This window comes from Dissulfuribacter thermophilus, from assembly GCF_001687335.1.
Classification (GTDB): Bacteria; Desulfobacterota; Dissulfuribacteria; order Dissulfuribacterales; family Dissulfuribacteraceae; genus Dissulfuribacter; species Dissulfuribacter thermophilus.
Map to the genome: position 1 here is coordinate 67,920 of NZ_MAGO01000005.1, position 22,761 is coordinate 90,680.

The 22,761-nt window shown below is 42.8% G+C and carries 19 protein-coding genes; 6 read left to right on the forward strand and 13 right to left on the reverse strand.

The features are described from left to right. The first annotated feature begins 239 nt into the window (after positions 1-239). From DBT_RS05365 to DBT_RS05375, 3 genes are read left to right on the forward strand one after another with little or no spacing between them, the layout of a single operon-like run. The gene (locus tag DBT_RS05365; RefSeq protein WP_067617415.1) at positions 240-506 is read left to right on the forward strand and encodes a type II toxin-antitoxin system RelB/DinJ family antitoxin; all 267 of its coding nucleotides are present in this window, start codon (positions 240-242) and stop codon (positions 504-506) included. Beyond that, positions 487-753, forward strand: a complete 267-nt coding sequence (locus DBT_RS05370) for a type II toxin-antitoxin system YafQ family toxin (protein WP_067617418.1) — start codon at positions 487-489, stop codon at positions 751-753. Before DBT_RS05365 ends, DBT_RS05370 begins: the two co-directional genes overlap by 20 nt. Next, positions 725-1,072, forward strand: a complete 348-nt coding sequence (locus DBT_RS05375; protein WP_141674220.1) for a YgiT-type zinc finger protein — start codon at positions 725-727, stop codon at positions 1,070-1,072. The genes DBT_RS05370 and DBT_RS05375 overlap by 29 nt, the downstream gene beginning before the upstream one ends. Before the next feature lie 29 nt (positions 1,073-1,101). On the opposite strand, the gene DBT_RS05380 is transcribed toward DBT_RS05375, so the two are convergent. From DBT_RS05380 to DBT_RS05410, 8 genes are all read right to left on the reverse strand, one after another. Next, positions 1,102-2,208, reverse strand: a complete 1,107-nt coding sequence (locus DBT_RS05380) for a ComEC/Rec2 family competence protein (protein ID WP_067617424.1) — start codon at positions 2,206-2,208, stop codon at positions 1,102-1,104. 3 nt (positions 2,209-2,211) lie between these two features. Continuing rightward, entirely contained in the window at positions 2,212-2,709 is a 498-nt protein-coding gene (locus DBT_RS05385) for a hypothetical protein (RefSeq protein WP_067617427.1), read from the reverse strand. Positions 2,710-2,718: 9 nt separating this feature from the next. Further along, the gene (locus tag DBT_RS05390) at positions 2,719-3,501 is read right to left on the reverse strand and encodes a hypothetical protein (protein WP_067617430.1); all 783 of its coding nucleotides are present in this window, start codon (positions 3,499-3,501) and stop codon (positions 2,719-2,721) included. Positions 3,502-3,565: 64 nt separating this feature from the next. Beyond that, positions 3,566-3,739: a hypothetical protein gene (locus DBT_RS12065; RefSeq protein ID WP_153304048.1), complete on the reverse strand. Its 174-nt coding sequence runs from the start codon at positions 3,737-3,739 to the stop codon at positions 3,566-3,568. After that, positions 3,739-3,960 (reverse strand): type II toxin-antitoxin system HicB family antitoxin, encoded by a 222-nt coding sequence (locus DBT_RS05395; protein WP_083186652.1) that lies wholly within the window; start codon positions 3,958-3,960, stop codon positions 3,739-3,741. The genes DBT_RS12065 and DBT_RS05395 overlap by 1 nt, the downstream gene beginning before the upstream one ends. A gap of 124 nt (positions 3,961-4,084) precedes the next feature. Beyond that, positions 4,085-5,755, reverse strand: a complete 1,671-nt coding sequence (locus DBT_RS05400) for a hypothetical protein (RefSeq protein ID WP_067617436.1) — start codon at positions 5,753-5,755, stop codon at positions 4,085-4,087. 46 nt (positions 5,756-5,801) lie between these two features. Further along, the gene (locus DBT_RS05405) at positions 5,802-8,591 is read right to left on the reverse strand and encodes a BPTD_3080 family restriction endonuclease (protein WP_067617438.1); all 2,790 of its coding nucleotides are present in this window, start codon (positions 8,589-8,591) and stop codon (positions 5,802-5,804) included. Positions 8,592-8,603: 12 nt separating this feature from the next. Next, complete coding sequence (locus DBT_RS05410) at positions 8,604-11,441, reverse strand: site-specific DNA-methyltransferase (protein ID WP_067617442.1); 2,838 nt, start codon at positions 11,439-11,441, stop codon at positions 8,604-8,606. Positions 11,442-11,811: 370 nt separating this feature from the next. Between DBT_RS05410 and rtcA the strand changes: the two genes are divergently transcribed. Further along, positions 11,812-12,846, forward strand: a complete 1,035-nt coding sequence (rtcA, locus tag DBT_RS05415; protein WP_067617445.1) for an RNA 3'-terminal phosphate cyclase — start codon at positions 11,812-11,814, stop codon at positions 12,844-12,846. Positions 12,847-13,100: 254 nt separating this feature from the next. Here rtcA and DBT_RS12070 read toward each other — a convergent pair whose 3' ends face one another. Beyond that, on the reverse strand, positions 13,101-13,277 hold the full coding sequence (locus DBT_RS12070; protein ID WP_153304049.1) for a hypothetical protein: 177 nt from the start codon (positions 13,275-13,277) through the stop codon (positions 13,101-13,103). A 255-nt stretch (positions 13,278-13,532) separates the two neighbouring features. Here DBT_RS12070 and DBT_RS05420 point away from each other — a divergent pair, with 255 nt between their 5' ends. Continuing rightward, on the forward strand, positions 13,533-13,916 hold the full coding sequence (locus tag DBT_RS05420) for a carbonic anhydrase (protein WP_067617448.1): 384 nt from the start codon (positions 13,533-13,535) through the stop codon (positions 13,914-13,916). A 125-nt stretch (positions 13,917-14,041) separates the two neighbouring features. Here the strand turns inward: DBT_RS05420 and DBT_RS05425 are convergent, their stop codons facing one another. From DBT_RS05425 to DBT_RS05440, 4 genes are all read right to left on the reverse strand, one after another. Continuing rightward, positions 14,042-17,173 carry an efflux RND transporter permease subunit gene (locus DBT_RS05425; protein ID WP_067617451.1) on the reverse strand — a complete coding sequence of 1,044 codons (3,132 nt, stop codon included), beginning with the start codon at positions 17,171-17,173 and terminating at the stop codon, positions 14,042-14,044. Next, a complete protein-coding gene (locus DBT_RS05430) occupies positions 17,170-18,336 on the reverse strand; it encodes an efflux RND transporter periplasmic adaptor subunit (RefSeq protein ID WP_067617454.1) in 1,167 nt (388 codons plus the stop codon). Before DBT_RS05430 ends, DBT_RS05425 begins: the two co-directional genes overlap by 4 nt. 99 nt (positions 18,337-18,435) lie before the next feature. After that, entirely contained in the window at positions 18,436-19,848 is a 1,413-nt protein-coding gene (locus DBT_RS05435) for an efflux transporter outer membrane subunit (protein ID WP_067617457.1), read from the reverse strand. After that, positions 19,845-20,480: a TetR/AcrR family transcriptional regulator gene (locus tag DBT_RS05440; protein ID WP_067617460.1), complete on the reverse strand. Its 636-nt coding sequence runs from the start codon at positions 20,478-20,480 to the stop codon at positions 19,845-19,847. Before DBT_RS05440 ends, DBT_RS05435 begins: the two co-directional genes overlap by 4 nt. Before the next feature lie 253 nt (positions 20,481-20,733). Between DBT_RS05440 and DBT_RS05445 the strand changes: the two genes are divergently transcribed. Further along, entirely contained in the window at positions 20,734-22,743 is a 2,010-nt protein-coding gene (locus DBT_RS05445; protein ID WP_067617463.1) for an MG2 domain-containing protein, read from the forward strand. Positions 22,744-22,761: the final 18 nt, after the last annotated feature.

The following is a 22,761-nucleotide window of genomic DNA, read 5'->3' on the forward strand; positions in this document are numbered from 1 at the left end:
CCCTTTTGCCGCCCTTCGGGATTGGCGATTTTACCCAATCTGCTGCGTTGTCAGGGGCTTGGAATACCTAAGTATGCCTACGCCCCTTCCGCCTTGCATCTTGGGCAAACTCGCCAATTGCAGGATTTAGGTGGAATATAAAGGGCAGGCATTTCTCTGACCTTGTTTTTTACTTCAATGTAATTATCTTGTTCAGTGTGTAAAATGTGTGTTTAATCTTATTGAAGAGGTGTCTGGTTATGTTAGATAGTAAAAAAGTGCGAACAAATGTTTACTTAAACAAGCAGGCAAAGCAAGCCGCACAGGAAGTATTGGACAGATATGGCGTTAATCTGTCTGAAGCCATCAATCTTTTTTTATCCATTATTGCAGAGAAAAAGACCCTTCCTTTTGAATTTCATATCCCCAATCAGACCACCCAGAAGGCCATTCAGGATGTTTTAAACGGACAAAATATTGAAGAAGTAACAATTGAGGATATCTTGTGTGAAGATAAAGAGACATAAACAGTTTATCAAAGACCTGAGGAAAATTCGCCTGACTGATGGCCAGTTTCAAAAATTAGCAAAATGCATAACCCTACTTGCAGAGGGTAAGCCATTACCGGCGGACTTCAGGGACCATGAATTAATAGGGGTATGGCGCGGTTTTAGAGAATTTCATCTGGGAGGGGATGTATTAGTAATATATCGCTCATGTGGACAGGAAATCGTTCTTGTCCGTATTGGCACACACAGTCAACTGTTTAAATAAGAAACCAACAAAGTTCAAAAAAAAGCTTTTTATAAGCGATATAAACGATCTGAGGATAATAACTATGTATAAACAGGGAGATACATGCCCAATCTGCGGAAGAGGCAGTCTCAAGGCAACCAAAAACAAGGAAGAATTTGAATATAAAGGCAATGTTCTTTCTCTTGAGCTTACCTGCTATTCTTGCAAAGTTTGTCACGAAAGCTTTTTTGACAACGAAGAAATGAAAGTTCATCAAAAAACAGTTAAAGATTTCCATCGGAAGGTGGATGGCCTGCAAGTTCACATTTTAAACATTCATGCAAAAGGATGCTGCTGATGATGAGTAAAACAGCTAAAAAAGTTACATTATCCAGCCCTTAAAAACTCGAAATCTCCTCTTCTTGGACAGCTATTTTCATATTGCCTGTCTATAGCAAAATGGCCTTTTCCATTAATGGATATTGTGATATCTCCTTGGCACGGACGGATTTTATTACTCACTTTGCAAGATTCAAGGAAACGGACGAGACGTGGATTTAAATCATGTTTTGCAGAAAGAGAGAAATCAACATCCCTTATGTTACTGCAATATTTTGAAAGATTTGTACAATAAGGAGAAAATTTTTTCTCTTCCAGTCTCAGAAGGGTCCCCTTGGCTGGATGGCTGCCGCCTCCAGCAGATATTATAGCGCTTCTATGGTCGTCATTATCAAAAAGATGTGAAATCACATCTACTGAATTATCCTTATCTGCTCCGTGGTGAGGCAGTTTTACACTGTTTCCTAAAAGGGTAATGTCTGCTCGGCTGCAAAACCTTTTGTGCTCAAACCATCTTTTTTCTTGACAATCACCTCCAAGGATTATCTGTTTACCTTTGTATTTGAAGCTAAATGCCATACTTAGCCTGTTATTTTCGTTGCTCGCAGTAACATCATAACTGCCAGCTTCAATCATATCAAAATAGCGGCCCTTTAGATTGGGAAGGGGCAACAGAACTCTAATGTCAACACCTTTAAATCCTTTAGGGGCTATTGGAGTGAAGCCGCCAGTAGGTTCTTCCCAATTTTCAAGCCCTATATATTGCTTGACCAGATACAAAATTTGGATCAGTTCCTTGTACCTTTTTCTTATGCTAGGATCACTATCAACATAAAGCTGCCTATAGATTGTGGCAAATTTCCTAAGCCTTCCTTGAAGATGGATACCAAAAGGAAAACAATAAAAAGTTGAAATTCTATCCTTGTAATACTTTAAAATATGTGACAAGCCAGAATAGTGGTCACTGTCAGGGTGGGTAAGGGCGACAAAACTTAATCTTTCTGCACCAAGAGACCTTAGCCTGGTTAGTGCAGGACATGGATCTCCGCCAAATGTATTTGAATCTATAACACCAAATGCCGGACCTTCCTCTCCCTCATACTGAATTATTATGGAATCTCCTTGCCCTACATTTAGAATGTGAATATGTAGCATTATCTATAGATTTGAAATCAGCCTGTCAAGTTCTTCTAATTCTTCATCTATATCAACATCGGTATTCTTGCGTCTTTTCACCACAGGAGTTACATACCCGCAAGCTCTGTCAAGGCCAATGGATATGGGCATTCCCTCAAAAATCCCTTCTGGCATAAGGGCATTAGGTAGTTGAATCTCAAAAGAATCATCATTTAATAAAATCTTACAATATACTGAGTTTTCATAAATTTTTGTAATAACAGCATCAACAAATTCCCTGACTTCTTTCTTCTGAGCCTGTGAAGAATGCCTTTTAACAGTTTTTGAGTCAGTAATTTGGCGAAATCTGTTCTCAGGCTGGGTGAGTTCTTCTTCAGTATAATTCTGTTGGCCCCCATTTGTTGTAAACTGGTAAAACTGTATCTTTTGAGCTGGAGGTATTGTTTGAGTAATTTCTTGAGAAAAATATTCAATAGATCCTTTAGAAGATATGCTTTCTGTCATGTATTTATCTACCATTGTTTGACCTCATTCAGTTTTTGTCTTTATGATCTCAAACAGTTCCTTTCTAAGTTTTAAGGTGCGTTCAATCATAGGCCGACACCATTTGGCCAAACTTATCGATTCCGAAATACTATGATCTGTCTCAAAGAGATCTATATCAATGGTCAAAATTATATTTTCATCAGGAGGAAATGGATCGGATGAGCAATTTTTATAGATAGAGTGAAACTCTTTTAAATGCTGTCTCAACTCACTTTCTCTATATGGCCCCCATTTAATATGATACTGCATTTCCTCATCATTGATACCATCAAATGCCATGCCACAATCAGTAGAACTACCCAGGTTTTCTTGCAAAACAGAAAGCAAATCTTGTTCATAAAGTCTGTAAAAACCTTTTTGGCAGGCACTTTTTACCAAATTAGTTTCTTCTTCAGTTTCAAAAAGAAACATCCTAAGACCTGTTCTCTTGAATATATTAATGGAAAATTCTTGTCGAATTTTGTTTGTGATTCTAAAAAGCCTTGAGATGGGAGTAGAATCTTCAATTTTTTCCAAAGACAAACCGGATATAGATTCCATATATCCAGATATGGCTACTGGATCAATAGTGATTGAAGCAAGCCAGCCGCCTTCCCGGTCAAAAATTTTTCCAGTGATTGTACGTTTTTCTCTGGTTTCTCCAAGTTCAGGCCAATCCTTACCGCCTCCAGCCTCGTGCAACAACTGGAGGATTCTCCCTGGTGAATCAATCACCTGAAAATTCGGTTCAAAATCGAGTCGAAATATGAGTTTGTGAATTGACATATTTTAATCTTAATGAGTCGAAAAAAATTTGGAACAGCTCTGCCCCTTTTAACAGTCATTAAATTTATAATTCAAGCAGGCGTATTCTGCAAACGTATTTTAAGGTTAAAGGAGTCTTGGTGCCGTCAGGATTTTCTCTTAGCATAGCTATGTGATTGCCTTCTCTTATCACTCGAAAACCAAACTCTGCGAGTATCTTCAAAGCTTTCTTCTTTGGTATATCCTTGGGGAATTTCATCAAGCTGCTAGTTGCGTCTCGGCTATGAATGCCTCTTCCACATCAAGTTTGTCTTCAAAGACCTCTTTTCCAAAGGTTTCAACATGAAATTTTATGGCTGATGTTACATTTTGTAAGGCCTCTTCATAGCTTTCACCTTCTCCTACTATTATTCCTTTTAATCCAATGGGATAGGCAATATAACCGTCACTGTGTTTTTCAATTATGATTTTTATTTTCATGATCCATTCTCCCTAAAAAGTTTCATCTCCAATTATCTTGGGCTCAACCAACTAATTTTATTAATAGTTACACACTCTCACTTTACTTCTCTATAAAATTAACCAGCCAAAATTCTTTAATAATTCAAGCTTGCAGAGCGGATGCCAAAAACAGCACAGTAACCAAAAGACTTGTCAAGCCCTTGGCTGCATATTCTCTTTTCACCATCACATGATCAAAATAGTTATGATGGGCAAAATAATTGCGCAGCATTCCAGCAGTCAAAATATATTCAGCAATTTTTTTTGCTCCTTGGTCCCGACAGCTTAAATTTTGAATTTTATTTTTTATGACTTGAAATGGATCTGGAGGCCGTGTTTTAAGAGAGGTGCATTTTTTCCAATGCTGTATAGCAAGGTTGACCCCAGTTTTCACTGAACCGGATCTAAGAGAAGAAGATAAGCTCATTAATAATACACGCAAGGAAGTATCTTTATCTAAGTCCAAGCCACTATCTGCAAATGCAAGTAAGACTATCTCCGTTCGCAAGGCTAACAGTAGAAAATAATCAAGAAATGCATTAAATTCTCTGAAATCAATCTCATCCTTCATTTTGGTGTAATCATGCAGCTTGTAAAAAGCCCTACAAAACCTTCTAAAGGCAGGATATTCTCTAAATAATTTCTTAATTAAGTCCTCTAATTTTTCGCCTTGTAAACGTTCCCTTTTCGAAAGTCCCTTATTAAATTTTTCCAAATAATGAGGTGCCAAGTACAAAAAGTAATCTATCGTTTCTTTGTACTCAAAAGGCAAGGCCGTCTTTAACTCAGCCCATTCACGCTGTGAACGATCAGGATATCTCCATTTTTTGAAATAGGTGTCAATAGATTCTCCTGATAAAGTACAAAGCCATTCAACAGCATAAAAAATGTCCTTTCGGATTTGACCGATTGCCTTGCCATAAACATGACTTTCTCTTTGAGTTGCCCAAGTCCATTCTTGAAATACTACTAGAAGTTCCTCTACAGTCTTCTCAATGGTTTCTGGGGTCAGCTTAAGATATTCTGCAAGCAGCCTCCTGCCTTCTTTTCTCAAGGCCTCTCTCTCTTGAGTGGAGCAGTTTAAAATGTAATGAACCGAAAGGCCTAACATAGTACGATAATAAGAAATCAGTTCAAAAAATTCTCTGCGACCCTCCCATTTTTCTTTTATTGCACGAATTCTAGCATCACATATTATTTTCCGCTCCGGATATTGTTTCTTAAACAACTCCAAGCGTTCAATAGCATCTGGGATATTGGGAACTGATGGAAAAATTTCGATACTGGTCAGTAGATCCACAAGAAAATAGCCCTGCCAGTGTGCGAAATAGAGCCAGCAAGTATTGTATTCTTCGTAACCGGTCGGATGTTTTTTATTGTTAGGAATTTTTTTAAGACCGTGAATTTTATGTCTTAAAAACTCCCTGGCTTCAGAATCAGGTTTGTCAAACACATGGAGAAACCATTTTTTTGGTGGCTCGTCCAAGGTTGGATATAAATATGGCGAACAGAATAAAGCCCACTCATCATCCTTGGAAAATTCTGAATCATCTGCCGGCAACTCGGGATAATTTTTCCAGGTAAGATAAAAAGACTCCGGGACATCAACCCTCAAGGCAGGCTCTATCCAGCCGAAGTTTACCAGATCGAAAAGGGTTAAATTGTAGGGCAATCGTGAAAAACCAAGTTTATCAAGCCATTCTAGAAACTGCTTGGCCATTCCAGGGTTGTGGGCAAGATATCTTGCATGTATTTCATCAGTAATCTGGATCATTTCTCATTACCTGCCCATCAAATTATTCTTGTTTTCTCTTAAAAAGCTATCTGCCATGCCTTTCAAGAATACCCCTTATGTCAGACGGCGAGAAAGATACATCCCAGCACCACTCACCAAATCCTCCGTGCTTATTTACAGCCTTCACCCACTTATCAAGCTCTTGCCTCTTATACTTGTTCTGCTCTGAATCCTGTCCCTTAACCTCCAATACCAAGGTTTTGCCATTTTTGAGTTTGATTAGAAAATCGGGGAAAAACTTTCTCACCTTTCCATTGAAGAGATAGAGTATGTAGAAACCCAGATGATCATTCTTTGCGTAGGCATGCACAAGGTCGCTATGTTCAAGGATGTAGGCCTCAGTGGCTTCCCATGTACTGTCAAAGACAACATGGCTTATTTGAGATTTTACAGTTGGATGACATGGCTTCCTCGTATACCAAGGCCTCATATCAGCGGTTGAGCCAATAGGTCTTTCTATATCGAATACTAGCTCAGTCCGTTCTTCATTCTGTTCTCGTATGTGTCTCACAAGATGATGAACCAGCTTATCTACATTTAGGGCGAGAAGTATTCGTTTTCGCCCAGAATCATGATGGAAAAGGCTCGGTATATGAAGTTTGTCTGAATTGATAAATTCTTCAGTAATCTTGATTAGTTGAAAGACAAGAAATTCCTTATTACCCTTGAAATTCTTTGAATATATCTGTTCAAATTCCTTTCTAGCTGCCTGAAAAATAACCCGTTGAAGGCGAAACTCATCAGGCAGCTTTTCAAGGTCAATGGTAACTGCCTTTGTAAGATCAGTGGCCCCGCCCATAGCCGGCGCAATTTCAGCAGAGACAGGTGTGTTAGCAGGGTCAATTTCAAGAGGTTCCACCCTGCTCCAATCGATCTTCAAAACGGGCCTCACCACTGTCTCTATCCTCAATATCACAGGCCATGTGATCTCATAATCCTTTCTTTCTGGAAGCGTTTCCACACAAACGCTTGGTTCAGGAGGAGGGGGCGGCTCTCCTTCGTCTCCAACATCATGAAATATAGAAAGGGGCACTCCAAAGACATTCACATATTCTGGTTTAAACAGCCCGTTTTCATCTCTCTCATAGGAAACTCTCCGAAGCCCTCTTCCTATAACCTGCTCACAGAGAAGCTGACTTGTAAATGCCCTAAGACCCAGTATGTGCGTTACGTTTTTCGCATCCCAGCCCTCAGAAAGCATTGCCACTGAAATAACATTCTGAAGTCCGCATCCTGCCTGCCCGGGCTTTCCCACAGTATCCACTATCTCACGCAAAAGCTCTTCTGTTTTTAACGATAGAAGCCTCTTTTTTCTGGTAGCCGGAATATTTGCTGAAGATACAATAAGTTTTAACCTCTCCTCATAATCCTTGTTACCCCTCACAGATTCGCCTATTTCTGCCTTTTTAAGTATGGTTGAATCGACCTTTAAAGTCTTCTCCGGGGCATGAAGTTCAGGAAAGTGACAATCGCCGTGATCAAAATAGTGTTCAATCCTTGCCGCAGTCTCTGTGCGGTTACAGACAGTCAATAGCACAGGAGGGACAGCATGGCCTCTTTCCTTCCATCTTTTTAATGCCTCTCTCCAGTCAGCAGCAAGGATTGTATATGCCTTTTGAACCAGGTCAGGTAACGGCTCATGCGGTTCTGCCTTCCCTTTCAAATCATCCTTTACTTCCTGATTATTGTATAAGTGATAGAGTTTTGAACGATATGTCCTGGCATCAGGCACGGCATCATCCCTCACCACAACACAGGGGGTCTTAACAAGCCCTGCCTCAATAGCATCATTTAGCCCAAAATCTGACACAATCCACGAAAATAAGGCGTGTTCCACATTTCTTTTACCTGTTGGGGTAAATGGAGTGGCGGAAAGGTCAAAGCACCTCAAAATCCCCCTTGTCCTGTGAATCCTGTCAAGCCCTTCTATCCATCTTGTAGCCTGCTCCTGCTCCTCTTTTGATAGCCCTGCTTGCCTTTTTCTCTTGAGTTCCGCGGGAATCCTGTAGGCATGGTGCGCTTCATCGTTTATTACAACTATGTTTCTATAAGAAGCAAGTTTCCCAAGGACCCTTCTTGTAAATGCCTCGTCGCTTTCAGGCCCTTTTTTAACAACAGACTTTTTCTGCTCATTTAAGGGCATAAGAGTATGCCAGTTTTCTATAACAATCTCTGCCCTGTTTAATCTTTGTCGCAGCGCTTCAGACGGGCATAGCTCAAAAGCATCGTAGTAATTGTCGGGGTTCCCTGGCTGCAATACCTGAAGCCTTTCCTTGACAGTAAGACCTGGAGCCACAATAAAGATTGCCCTGGAAAATTCTTTTCTCTTGGGATAGGTGACAGAATTGAGGACCTGCCACGTGATGATAAGTGCCATCAAGGCGGTCTTTCCGGTGCCTGTGGCCATCTTGTTGCAGAGCCTTTCCCAGGGGCCGCCATCTCCTGGGATTTCTATGCCCTGCTTATACTGTTTTTGCGCCTCCACCCACCAGATAAGCGTCTCTATGGCCTCAAGCTGGCAAAAATAAAAGGGGTATTCCCTTGCGTTTTGGTCATGCCAGTGCTCTAAAAGCCTTCGTGTAATCCCTGTTATGCCCGGATAACCGTCATTTCTCCAGTCCTCCACCCGTTTTCTTATGCGGTTGACCAGTTCAAGCTCTTCAACCCTTCTCGTGTTGGTGCGGGGGTCAAATATCTCATACCCGGCAGGACGTCTCTCATTTACAAGCTCTAACGTGCCATCTGGTTTCTGTCTCCAGTGCTTTTCAGGTCTCTCATAGGGAGAGTTTATTATCAGCGATTCTATCCTGGCCATTTCTGCCTCCCCCTATGGCAAGATTATGATCTTGAGGCTTTCAATGCCTCTGTCATCAATTATTTTGACGGCGATTTTTCTGTTCTCACCCGCCTTGAATGGCAATGAAACCGTTCCTGTGAATGCCTCGAGCTTTTCCAGGTCAAGATTCGCCTTAAGATCCTTGGACAGACGATTCCATCCATCCTTTTTGCCCGCCATCGGGAAAAACACCTGGGTTGGCAAAAGCGATCTTTCATCATAGTCAGTGTCCAGAAGCCACATGGCTATCTTGTTTTTGCCACCGGAAATCAACTCCCCCTTTTTGGTGTCAAAGTAATCAAATCCGTGGACTTCCACTTCATAAAGCCCGTCTTTTCTCTTTCTCACCTCTACATCAGGCTGCCCCATAAGCCAGAAGGAATCATTAGACGACCTCTTGCTCTTCAAATCCTCCGTCAAAAGATCGGCATTCATTTCTGCCTTGAGAAGAGTTACGCCAGGCCACTTGATTTCATCTATGTCTTTGGCTGCCTCTGGGTCAAATTTAAAAGCTGCAAAAATGACAAATTTTGGGTTGGGGCGAAGTGTCTCGGCCTCTCTAAGGGCAAATTCAACCTGCCTTTGTTCAAGAGGGGCAAACTCCGGCCCGAATGACACCACCACCCCTTCACCATCTTTCGTCTGTCCTATGGCATGGAGATAGACGGTCTGCGGCAATGGCTCAAGCTCTGAAAACTCTAGCCTCTGTCCTCCCTTGCCCCGTATCCCGGTCTTCAAAAGCTCATCTATCCATTCATGTATTCTCGCAGATTCGCCAGAACGGGCTATTGCCGCATCTGCATACTGTTCCTTTGCCTTTTCCTCAAGGCTCAAGACACTGGGGAAAGGCACGGCTTCAACGGTAAAGGGGCCTGTTACCCTTGCCTTGCTTTTATCAACTTCAGGCTGGTCATAAAGAATTTCCTGATCGGCATTTCTGGCAATGCTTTCATCCATCTCCTTCTGCATGGCCTGCCGTGCGTTATGAAATTCCTCAAAGGGTCTCCGTGCTTCTTCTGGCCAATCTTCTGGAAATTCAAAGGGCACTTCCCATTCTTTAAGGAGGGTGCCTATAACCTTATTCAACTTCTCAAGGGCCTTTTCAATGGCAGGGTGCATCCTGTCATAGATTTCATCTATCTCAGGGTTGTTGGCAATGGATTTAAGGGTGATGTGCGGGACAGTTTTATAGATGAATCCGCTTTTAAGCCCTTCCTCAGGGTATCGCAGCTTGTAGTAATCAAATGATGCGGTCATAAGCCGCTGTTTTGCCAGGGTAAGGGCCACACGGGACGTATCGCAGGTTATCCAGCGTCTTCCCCATTTCTCAGCCACATAGGCCGTTGTGCCAGAGCCGCAGGTGGGGTCAAAGACCAGGTCCCCAGGGTCTGTTGTCATGAGGATGCAGCGTTGGATGACTTTTACATTAGTTTCTACCACATATCTTTTGTCTGTAGCAAAACCTGCAAAGCTTGTATCCATCCAGGCGTTGGTAAGGGGCTTAACCGGGTAGTCTGACAAAAAACGGACATATCTAAGATGGCTTCCAACAAGTTCTATCCTGCTGGCATGTTTTAGCCGCAACATCCCTTCATGATAGTTGGCCTTCCAGTGACTTGCCGATTTGGGCCTGAATATTTGTCCTTGAAATTCAAAAGGCGTATCCTCTTTTGAGGCCCCCTGGCTTGTCATATCACCTACACTATATATTTTGGCCTTCTCAGGTAACGCCTTTAGCCCCTTTCTTTCCTCAATGGTCATGGCGCGCCTTTTTCCGTTTTCAAGTTGGATATATTTATACGCTGCATCTCCTCGTTCTAAATTTCCTTTATCAAGAAAGAGTTGACGATATTTAAGTCTTGATAATTCCTTTGCATACCATATCAAATAATCCCCAACCCTGCTTAACGCCGCTGATGTAAAACCACTGGTGGTGGCAAAGTAAATAAGGCTTACAAAATTCTCTTTCCCAAACACCTCATCCATCAGCTCCCGCACATGGTGGACGTTCTCATCGCTTATCTGCAAAAATATGCTTCCGCTTTCGTGTAACAATTCCCTGGCAAGAAGCAATCTATCCCTCAAGTACGTAAGATAAGAGTGTATCCCAAGCTCCCACGTGTCCCTGAATGCCTTTATCATCTCTGGCTCTTGTGTCAGGTCTTCATCTTTCCTGTCTTTTACGTCCCGTTTATTGACAAATGGCTGAAAATTTGAGCCGTATTTGATGCCGTAAGGGGGGTCAAAGTATATCATCTGCACCTGCCCTGCCATTGACTCCTTTTCAAGCAAGGAATTCATAACCAGCAGCGAATCTCCGGCAATGAGCCTGTTTGCCCATCCCTTTTCATGTTTGTAGAATTCAATGGCTTCCCTGAATGGCTCCTGCTTGAAGGCAGGGGCAAAAAGCTCTTGTTGCTTGTATATTGGCTCTCCTTCCTTGAGGCGTTTTTTTACAGTTTCCAGTATGGCCTTGGGGTCAATTCTTTCATGGACATGGAGGGAGACGATTGGAACCTCAAAGCTGGTTCGCTCAGCCTTGCCAGTCCAGTTGAGATAGGGGTCTGACATGCGTTTAAGCTCAAGGAGCGCCTCCCGCATCGCCTCCTCGCTACCGCTTTCAAGGGCATCATCAATGAGCTTTTCAATATCGGATCTTCCTATATCAAATTGCAGGGCAGGATCGATATGAGGATCATACGACCATTTCTTTTTGCCTTCATCTCTGTCGGTTTCCGGCTTTACGAGGCCGACTTGTGGGTTGTTCACCCTTTTGGCATCATAAATATATCGTGAGATTTCCTTGCTGTTTGATTTTTTCTTAGGCATATGTTCCCTCTTTTTGACTTAGGTTTTGGGTAATTCCCCTTTCACGTAGCGATTCGGTCGTTCGGAAAGCCCTTGCACCTGGCGCAAGTGTTTCAAATCGTCTCATTGATTTGCCGCTTACTTTTGCCATTTAATAAAATGGTTGTATCTATATTTACCAAGAAATACAATACCTGAAAGGAATTCAGAATCATTACCTAAATCCTTCAACCCAAAATGTCAAAAGATTACGATAGAAGAAACTCTTAACGAAATATAGTACAGCCGTTCATTTACACCACTCCAATCACATTTTGTTATGTGCTCCTTATTATTAACAAGTCCACAGGCAATGATTGCCTTTAAAGGCATCATTTATTAGACTAATTTTATGATCGAGATTGATGGTAGTTTTGGTGAGGGTGGTGGGCAGGTATTAAGGACTTCACTTAGCCTTTCCTGCGTTCTCAAAAAGCCCTTCAGGTTATTCAATATAAGGAAAAACCGTAGAAAGCCTGGGCTAAGGCCACAGCACCTCATGTGTGTCCAGGCACTTAAAGAGATTACAGGAGCAAAGGTTCAGGGTGATAAAAAGGACTCGGCAGAGATTGTCTTTGAACCTTCAGACGTAAGGCCAGGGGATTATTTCTTTGATATTGGTACAGCAGGTTCAACTACAATGCTCCTTCAGGCGCTTCTGCCACCTCTTGTCTTCTCTTCGCATGTACCTTCCAAGATAGTCTTACAAGGTGGAACCCATGCTCCCTTCTGCCCTACCTTTAATTACATCAATGAGGTCTTTATCCCCATACTTAAGAGAATGGGAATAGAAATTCAGGCAGACATCGAGACCTGCGGGTTTTATCCAAGAGGTGGAGGTAAGATAAGGGTTGATGTGACCAATTTGAGACAGATAAAAGAAATGGATATCCTCAATAGGGGGAAGATAAAGAAGATTACCGGTATATCAGCAGTCGGCAATCTACCACTCAGTATTGCAGAAAGACAGAGGGATGCAGCTTACAGATTGCTCCGTTCCCAAGGGATCTCTCCAGAGATAGAGGTAAAAGAGGTGCCAACCCCTGGGAAGGGGACTTTTATTTTTCTAAAAGTAGTGGCTGAAAATATCATAGCAGGTTTTTCTTCCATAGGTGAGAGAGGGAAGAGGGCTGAGGTTGTGGGTGAGGAGGCAGCCAGAGAACTCATAGAATATTACCAGAGTGATGCATGCCTTGATCCCTACCTTGCTGACCAGATAGTCCTTTACCTTGCATTGGCAGGAAGAGATTCTACTTTCACGACCTCACGGATCACAAATCATCTGATAACAAATTTATGGGTTATCAGTAGATTTGTGGATATTTCATATAAGATAGATGGTAAGATTGGCTCTAAGGGATTGATAAAAATGTCTGGATACCTCTAGAAATTCATTTCCCGAATTTTATTCGAATAACCTAGAAGGTTTTCATCTTTAAATTTTGTCATTTTATACTTTTTGGCCTCATTTTTTCCTAGACTTCTCCACTTTAACCCCAATATTACCTCGCCCTTGAGGCAAGTAGGCTATATGGATTCAAACTAGAGGATAAATTCCTCAATCATATCCTGATCCAGGATAGTGCTAATCCAATTGTCCTAACACCATTTTTATCAATCTTGCTAACATAGCTATCTCCTTCATTGAAATACACCTGAAATCTTGTAGTTGCAGGTGATTATTACAGATTGAATGCCAGGTCTTTGCATTGATTTTTTTATAGATTCCCTAAAATATGAAAAGCCGAGCATATCGATATAGTGGACCTCCAATCCGCTTGCGCTTCGCTTGGTATATGTTCGATCCCTAACCTCCATGGTTCGCTTCAAAAAATTTATTTGTCTACTCGCAGTCTTTCAATGCGGGTTCATCTGTGTCCTACCTATCGGTGACGCTCTTGCCTTTAACGGCTAGGTTATGTTAAATTGCTCACCTAACAGTGAGCTAAAACAAAGGGAGAAGAAAATGCCTCCAATACCAGACCTCTTGAGAGAGTGGGTTGGATCTTAAACTGCGCCGTGCTTAGTTGCTAGCAACTGATCTCAGATTATAAACCCCAAAAGGAGATAAACATGCGATTCTGTACCGTCATAAATTGTATGGATGGGCGAGTTCAATTGCCTGTAATCACATATTTAAAGCAACGGTTCAATGTTGATCATGTGGATTCCATTACTGAGCCAGGCCCAAATATCATTCTAGCAGAACAAAATAATTATTTTTTAGTACAATCCATTATTGACAGACTAAAAATCTCGATTGAGAAGCATAAATCTGTTGGAGTCGCTGTTGTTGGTCACCACGATTGCGCAGGAAATCCCTCACCAAAAGAGGAGCAGATCGTCCATATACAAAAGGCTATGGCCTTTCTTCGCCAACAAATTGGAGACACAAAGGTAATAGGATTATGGGTTGATCAAAATTGGGTTGTTAATGAGATAATGTTACATGGATGAATTAACCAACACCCCCTCCACTTTGCCATTGAACCTAAATTGATCCTTAATAAAAATAATTTAATAACTCTAAGTACCTAACCCTTTTGCAGGACAGAACGATCTAAGGTAGCAATGGCCGCCTTTTATCCATTCTTTTGGTCCACCTTTTTAAATGCGTAAAATGATTTTACATCCTCTAATACTAGGTAGAAGGAAGGAATGAGGAAAAGTGTTATGATTGTAGCGAATAGGATACCAAAACCAAGACTTATTGCCATAGGTATTAAAAATTGTGCTTGAACACTTGTCTCAAGTATCATTGGAGTTAACCCAAAAAAGGTCGTTAAACTAGTAAGGAGGATTGGGCGAAAACGCCTGGTAGCGGCAATTACCAGCGCCTCAAAGGTAGAATGGCCTTTTCTTCTTACCTTGTTCGCCTGATCCACCAACAAAAGAGAATCATTAACCACCACGCCAGAAAGGGCGACAATTCCAAACATACTGAGAATACTCAAGTTATATCCCATTATCATGTGGCCTAAAATTGCACCTACTACACCGAATGGGATTGCAAGCATGATTATAAATGGCTGAACATAGCTCTTGAATGGTATGGCGAGGAGGGCATAGATACCAAAAAGGGCAAGCAAGAATCCAGACATCATGCTATCCATAGACTCGCGCCTTTCCTTTGACTCGCCCTCGAGGCTAAAAGTAAGACCTGGATAATCATTGACTAGTCTCTTTAATAGACCAGTCTTTAGGTCATCAAGGATATCTTGTGCATTGGCCACCTTCTTATCCACGCTTGCTGTAACATCGATCACCCTTTTGCGGTTGAACCTGTAAATAGCGTTGTACCCCCTTCCAGGGACAATTTTGGCCACGTACTTTAGCGGCACCTCCCCACCACCAGGTGTCCGTATCCTCATGTCTTCCAGATCAAAGACGCTTCTTCTTCTGGCATCGGGGTATCTCACCATGACCTTGACCTCATTTCGTCCCCTTTGAAGCCTAAGGGCCTCTGCCCCATAGAATGCGGCTCTAATCTGTCTTCCCAGGTCTTCTTCAGTTATCCCTAGAAGACGTCCTTCAGGACGTAAAAAGATTTTGAATTCCTGTTTCCCAACTGAATAGTTGTCTTCGATATTATATACCCCAGGGTATGAACTCAGGGCCTTTTTTAGTTCATCTCTTACCTTTACTAGTACATGGGGGTCTTTGTGCGCAATCTGAACATCAATATTTGCCCCCATATGTACGAGGTTTGCCTTAAAAGTAATGGCTTCGACCCCTGGGATCTCCCCCACTAGCTCTCTCCACCTATTTAGCACCTCATTCGTAGAAAATCCTCTGATCTCATAGGGTTCCAAGGCCATCCTGATATTTGCAAGGTGGGTGCCTGTACTGATCGCTCCACCAGTCGGTCCTCCCCCTGGGATTGTCCCCCCGGACAAAGCGTAAACCCCGCGCAAAATGGAAGTACCGTCTTTTCTCTTGGAGTCAAACTCCTTTATTACCTGAAGCCCTTTATCTACCACGTACTCCTGTACCCGTTCTGTCTCCTCAATGGGGGTTCCCACTGGCATCTGTATGTAGACTTTTATGATATCCGATTCCACCTCTGGCATAAAAGTGAACTTCATGATGCCCCCTCGCAGAATCCCTATGGTTATGAGAAAGACGGAAATTGCCAGGGCACAAGTAGCGTATCTGTGTTTCAGTGAGAATTTGAGCAGTTTCTTGTATGGCCCTTCCACCACTTTTTTCAAGCAATTTGATATCCAGATCCGGCCAGTTTTAAATAAGTTAGGACCCACTCCAAAGGACAGATGTGAAGGGAGAACATATAGTGACTCTATAAGAGAGATAACAAAAATAGTTATTACTACCATGGGTATTACCTTTATAAATTTACCCATGATACCCGTTACGAATATTAGGGGGATGAAGGCGACGATTGTGGTAAGCACTGAAAAAATTACTGGTATCCCAACTTCAATTGCCCCATCTATTGCTGCCCTAAGACGATCTTTTCCACGCTCTCTTTGCTCGTAGATGCTCTCACCAACCACAATTGCATCGTCAACCACGATCCCCAGCGCCATGATGAAGGCAAAAAGGGATACCATGTTTATGGAAAGGTCCAAAAAGGGCATAAAGAAAAGGGCCCCTAAAAAAGAAATGGGGATGCCCAACATGACCCAAATTGCGAGACTAGTCTCAAGAAAGGCCCCAAGCACCAAAAACACCAGGATCAAACCAAGTAACGCATTTTTTATGAGGAGATTCATCCTGCTCTTAAGGATCTCTGATGTATCGTTCCATATAGAAAGATGCACTCCTGGTGGAAGGGTCTTAGAACGAGATTCTACGAATTTCCTTACGGTCTCTGATATGTCGGTGGGACGCTGATCCCCTACCCTATAAATCTTGACCATGGCCGCAGGCTCACCGTTAAATCTCGCTATGAGATCGATGTCCTCAAAGCCATCTCGAACCTTTGCTATGTCTCCAAGCCTGACTAACGTCCCATCGGGGCGGGCTATTATGATTATGTCCTTATATTCCTGGGCAGTGTAGCGTTTTTCCTTTGTTCGAATAAGTATCTCCCCTCCTCTGGCCTTTATGCGGCCACCTGGAACATCAAGGGAGGAATGTCTGATCCTCGATGCAATCTCGTTTAAAGTAAGCCGATAACGCCTTAAGTTTTCCTCTGGTATCTCTATGGTGATCTCGTACGGTCTTATCCCAGCAAGGTCTACCTGGGTAATATTCGGTTTCTGGAGGAGTTCATCCCTGATCTCCTCTACCAATTCACGTAAGGCCCGCTCACTCAGGTCTCCATGAACGACTACTGAGACAACTTCTCGTCTGTTTACGAGTTTTGATATTATGGGTTTTTCAGCATCCTCTGGAAAGGTAATTATCCGATCCACCGCGTTTTTAACATCTTGTAGGACTAGATCGGGGTTGGCATCCTCCCTCAAAACTGCGTTGACGATGCCAATACCTTCTCTTGCCTGGGACTGGATCTCTTTTATTCCATCGACTTCAGTGAGGTTTTCTTCGATCTTTAAAATGATGCCGTCTTCTATCTCCTCAGGACTTGCACCTGGATAGGCTACGGATACCTGAATGGTGTCGAGACTTACTTCAGGAAATATCTCCTGTTTCAAGTTTTTGAGCATAAAAAGGCCGCCAACTATAAATACCAACATCAAGAGGTTTGCGGCCACATGATTTTGGGCCATCCATCGGATAGAACCCTTCATAGAGGTTCTCCTACCAGGACAGGTCTAAGCCTCATGCCCTGAGATGCACCAGAAATACTTGATATAACCACCAGGTCTCCATCTTTTAAGGGGCCTCGGACGTATATCCTTCCCCTCTCACGCCTTATGACATCAACTCTCACGATACTAAGGCGATTTTCTGCATCAACTTTCCATATATAGTGTTCGTCCTTTAAGGCCCTTTCAGGTAAAGCGCATACATTTCGTAAAATTTTGCCTGGTATCTTTACAGTAACAAATTGACCTATGCGAAGATTGGGCCGACCTCTGACCCTCTTGGTGCGTTGAAAAGGGTCTTCGACTACTATAATGGCCCTTTCCATTTTTCCATCCTTGTCCACGTCTGGTAAAAATCTCTCAAAATATCCATCCCAGACAAAGGACTTATGGGTTAAGATGACCCTTTTGCGCCCCTTTTGTGGCCTATCTTCTCCGGCAAAGAGCAAGACATCGTCTGTGCTAAGTGAGACCTTGACCTCCACACTGTCAGTACCAACGATCTCCCCCACGACCTCACCAGCCTTTACAAATCTTCCTATCTCCACCTTCTCTTCCAATACCAGACATGGAAACGGGGCACGTACCCTAGTCCGGGCAATATCTCTGAGCGCCTTCTGTAGTTCAGCCTGTGCCGCCTTCACTCTGGCCTGGGCTGCCTTTAACTGCGGTTCATAAAACACAAGGGGACTCTTAGGTGCCTCTCCTTCTTTATTTAGGAGCCCCCATTCATGTTCTGAAGCATCTTTTCTGGCCTTGACCTCTTCAAGGTTTAACTCTGCCTCTCTGAGGGCTTCTTCCTTTTTGGCCTTTTCAGCCTCATAGTCCACGCTATCGATCCTAAACAGCTCTTCGCCTTTGTCCAAAAAACCTCCACGTTCAAACTTGGGGTTCACCCATATAAGCTTACCGCTGACCTCAGGGATAACAGAAATCTGTCTCCTAGCCTGAACCTCACCAGTAGCGCTAATAGTCACCTTGTGATCAGTATGTTTTACCTTTATTACCTCCACGAGCATTCCGATTTGTGTAGGGCCCTTTTTCTTTGGGGGCGTCTTTAAATGCATGAGGAAACGCATCCCCAAAAATCCCAAAAGGATGATTATTAATGGGATAAAAATCTTAAAAACATTTTTAAGTGCCATGCTCTTCACCTATTCACTCATCCACCCATTCACTAGTTACCCATCACAGAGGGTATTTCGACTTAATTACTGGAAATCCCAGTTGGTAAGTGTTTGAATTCACCAACGCCCTCCCATGGCCCTTATAAGCCCAATTCTGTCCAAGAATATGTTGGTACGGTTTTGAGAGACCGAAAGCCGTGCATTGAGGATCTCCAACCTGTTCTCAAGTACCCTAATGGCATCGACAGTGCCCCTCTCATATTGAAAATCTGCCAGTTTCAAAAGGGATCTTTTGGCATCGTACAGGGCTTCCATTTCCTTTAACCTCTCTTCTTGCACCCAATTCATATATAGTGCCTCATCTACCTCTCGTATGGCCTGCATGAGCTTTCGCTGGTACCCAATGAGAGCGGACATTAACTCCGCCTTTTCTCTCTCTACCTGTGAGCTCCTAAAGCCTGCATCAAATATTGGCATTGCCACATCAAGGGCGACAGTCCAAAAAATTCCGGAGATTATCCCAAAACTCGATGCGTTTCTTGATCGTCCATAATTTAGATTGAGTCCAAGGGTAGGAAATCTTTCTGCGATTTTTTCATGGACCCTTTCATCCTGCACGCGGACTCTAAGTGCTGCAGCCCTTACATCAGGCCTCTTTTCAACAACCTTAATGGGTATTCCTACTGGAGGGATTTGAGGCAGATTCTTGGGTGGCCCTGGATTGAATGGAAATCCTTTTTGGGGATAATCGCCAAGGAGCAGCCATAGGGCATTTTTCTCCTTTTCAATCTTTGCCAAAAGATCAAGAAGTTCTGCCTTAAGCCCTCTTAGCCTCAACTCTTCACTGTAAATCACAGATGAATCAACAAGCCCTCGTCTATATCTATCTGAAAGAATAGCCTTTCTCTTTTTAACGATTTCAATCTCATTCTTTAGAATCTCTTCTTGTTCCAAGAGTCCACGTAACAGAAAATATGAAGAGGCTACATTTGCGCTGATGACAAGCCCCAGGGCATCCAAGTCCTCTTTCGTAGCATCGAGTTCGAACTGAGCCGCAGATGCACTGCTTCTAAACTTTTTCCACAGATCCAATTCATAGCCAGCTGCAAGGTTAATTGTATAATCTGTACCAATATCTTTACCGAAAAAACCTGGCCGACTTGACCTCGAGAGATCGTAACCTCCAGTTATTGAAGGAAAAAGAGCTGATCTTGCCCCCTTTACAATAGCCCTTGCTCCCTGGAGCCTCTGAACAGCCTCTTTAATATCAAGATTTTCTTTAAGCGCGATTTCAATGAGTGAGTTTAGCGTATCGTCTTCAAAGATCTCCCACCATTTATCTGTAGTGTAAGTCAATTTGGGCCTTATTTTTTTAGATCCTTGAGAGTTATCCAAGTGGTGCCAATTAAAGCTCGAAGGAATGGGTTTTAGTGGTTTCGGTTGCATCGGTCTACTAGGCATGCAACTGGTGAGCACAAACGACAATAACACAAGCGAAGAGATTCTCTTAAAACCCGAACCCAAAATCATATACCATTCTCTATACCGGCAGTTACAAAGTCAAGCCACAGCTCAAGGAGCTCATGTGAAGTAATATCTGTATCTATACCTTCTGGCACCATTTTCAGCCTTCTAAAACCCCACAGAGAATGCCCCATGGCACCTAGCGAGAATTGAATCTTCCAAAACAAAACGTCATCAGGTGTATTGGGACAGGCCTTTTTTAAAAGCTCAAACATTAGCTCGAACACGGGCCTTATCTCCCTTAAAAAAATTGCCTTGACCGTCTCATCAGGATCAGTCATGGACCTAGCAATAAATCGCAAGAAGTTCTCCGAGTGTTCAGTGTTTTCCTTAAACAAGAGAATAGGCTCAAAAATGGCCCTCATAATCTCTCTCACTGATGGCCTAGTACCTTTCAATTCCGCTTCTTTCCTGATGTATTCCAGACGCCTGATCCTTTCAGAATTCAAGGGATCGAGGCGTCTTTTTAATACTGCCTCCACAAGCCCCTTTTTTGAGCCAAAATAATAATTAACAGATGCAATATTGACTCCTGCAGTCCCAGTAATGGCCCTGAGAGAGGTTTCTCTTACTCCTTTATCGGCAAAAAGACGTTCACAAGCATCAAGTATGCATTCGCGGGTATCTGAATTTTTCATACAATCATTTTAAACAAACGTTTGATTATATGTCAATAAATGAAACTAAAAAACTTTTTAAAAGTTTTTGTATATTTTTCTAAAATAACTGGTCCCAAAAACATTGTCCCTCGACCTCCTTTAGCTTTTTTCTCTAAACAAAACAGTAGGATATAAGACATTTTTTAAAACCTTCCCTTTTGGTATAAGTCTTGCTTATCCAGTTTTTAGCTTTCTAAAAACATTAAAATATTACTAAAGGAGGCGTACTATAATGAAGCAAAAGTTCCTTTTACTCGTCCTGCTAATCTTGTTTGGAGCGACTGCGGGGCAGGCGGCATGGGCCAATGTCGCGATCAATTTTACTACTGACAAAGACAGTTACACCAAAGGCGAAGTGGTGCAAGTGATTTTGGAACTAACCAATGACCAAAACAAAGCACTATTTATCGACGAGGCAAAAATTGTGCTAAAAGATCCCAATAATAAAAAAAGGGCAAAGTTTAAAATCAAAGAGGAGACGGAAAATGTCTTTTCATTTGCCTACAAAATAAAGGAAGACGACCCCGAAGGGACTTGGTCAGTTCGTTTAAAGCTCAAAGCCGAGGTCGGCAAGGAAGACGGAGATGAGGAAGACGAAAAAGAAGAAGAAAAAAAATTCAAAAGTCGGATAACATTTACTGTGAATTCCCGGACTTCTAACCAAGATGTGGTTAATGACAATTCACAGCCCCAGGCAGACACAGGAAGCGGCTCTGATGTAGGCCAGACACCCCAAGAGCCTACCAGCTCAACCGGAAACAATACCCAGACCAATACGGCCACCAATACAGGGGGAGTCGGTGTAACAGGAAGCCATGATTTTATAACTGCCTGGAATGGAACGAGCACCTGTATTGGATGTCACCTAGACAAAGCAGAGGAAGTCCACTCTTCTGTCCATTATCAGTGGCTCGGAGATGCAGTTAATGTCGTAAACGGCCCAAATGTTCAGGGTAAACTCGATGTCGGGGTCAACAGCTACTGCATAAATATCCTGGGGAACTGGAATGGCTGTAACAAATGCCATATTGGACTCGGGCAAAGACCTGATCCAAACCCTACCCAGGCACAGCTTGAAAACATAGATTGCCTGATTTGTCACCAGAAAGAATATAAGAGAATCAATGTAAACGGCACATATGTACCTGATAGCTCAAAAATGAATATCAGCATCCTAGAGGCTGCTCAAACTGTCCACCTCCCTGAGAGAGAAAACTGCTTGCAGTGTCATGCCTTCGGAGGCGGTGGAGACAATTTTAAAAGGGGTGACATGCCCTTTGCCCTTTCAAACACCTCAGACAGAGAATTTGACGTCCACATGTCCACGACTGGAGCAAACCTCAAATGTCAGGATTGTCATATCACCCAAAACCACAAGATAGCAGGAAGGGGTTCTGATCTAAGACCAACAGAACTCGACATGCCAGTAGAATGCGGCAACTGCCATACACCTCAGGCAAATGGCACTGGCCACGACCCAACAATTAATAGGCACATTGCACGGGTTGCCTGTCAGACTTGCCACATTCCTGAATACGCACGCGATGCCAAAGACACTCCGGCATCTGAAAAAACCGAAGCATTTAGGAACTGGCTTGAACCACACCAGACACCGTCAGGGGCAATTCATCCAACTCCCACAATGGCTGGCAATCTCATGCCTGTGTACAAGTGGTGGAATAAGACCAGCTATGCCTATACCCTCTTTGAAAACGTCATTTATGACCCAGAGACAGGCAAGATCCCCACTTCTATGCCAAATGGTAGCCCAAATGAAAGCGGAGCTAAGATCTATCCATTCAAATACAAAACTGCACTCCAGCCCTTTGCTCCGGCACAGAACAAGTTGATAGCCCTTGACACCAGCATTTATTTCCAGACCGGAGATGCAGACCTTGCTACTAAAGCAGGTTTGAAGAACATGGGATTGAGCGAAAATGAACCCTATGAGTGGGTCGAAACAGAGACATTCCAGCTCATCACCCACGAGGTTCCACCAAAGCAATTCGCCTTAAATTGTACTGATTGCCATGGTTCTACTGCTAGAATGGATCTACAAGGGAAACTTGGTTACGCCCCCAAGGCGGACTCACGAACCCTCTGCACCCAGTGCCATGGATACAAAGACCCAGCAAATATATCATTTTATGCACTCCATGATAAGCATGTTGCATCAAAGAAATATGATTGCTCTTGGTGCCATAGCTTCTCAAGGCCCGAAAGGGGGCTTAAGGCCAACTAACATTTAAAAGAGATTAAA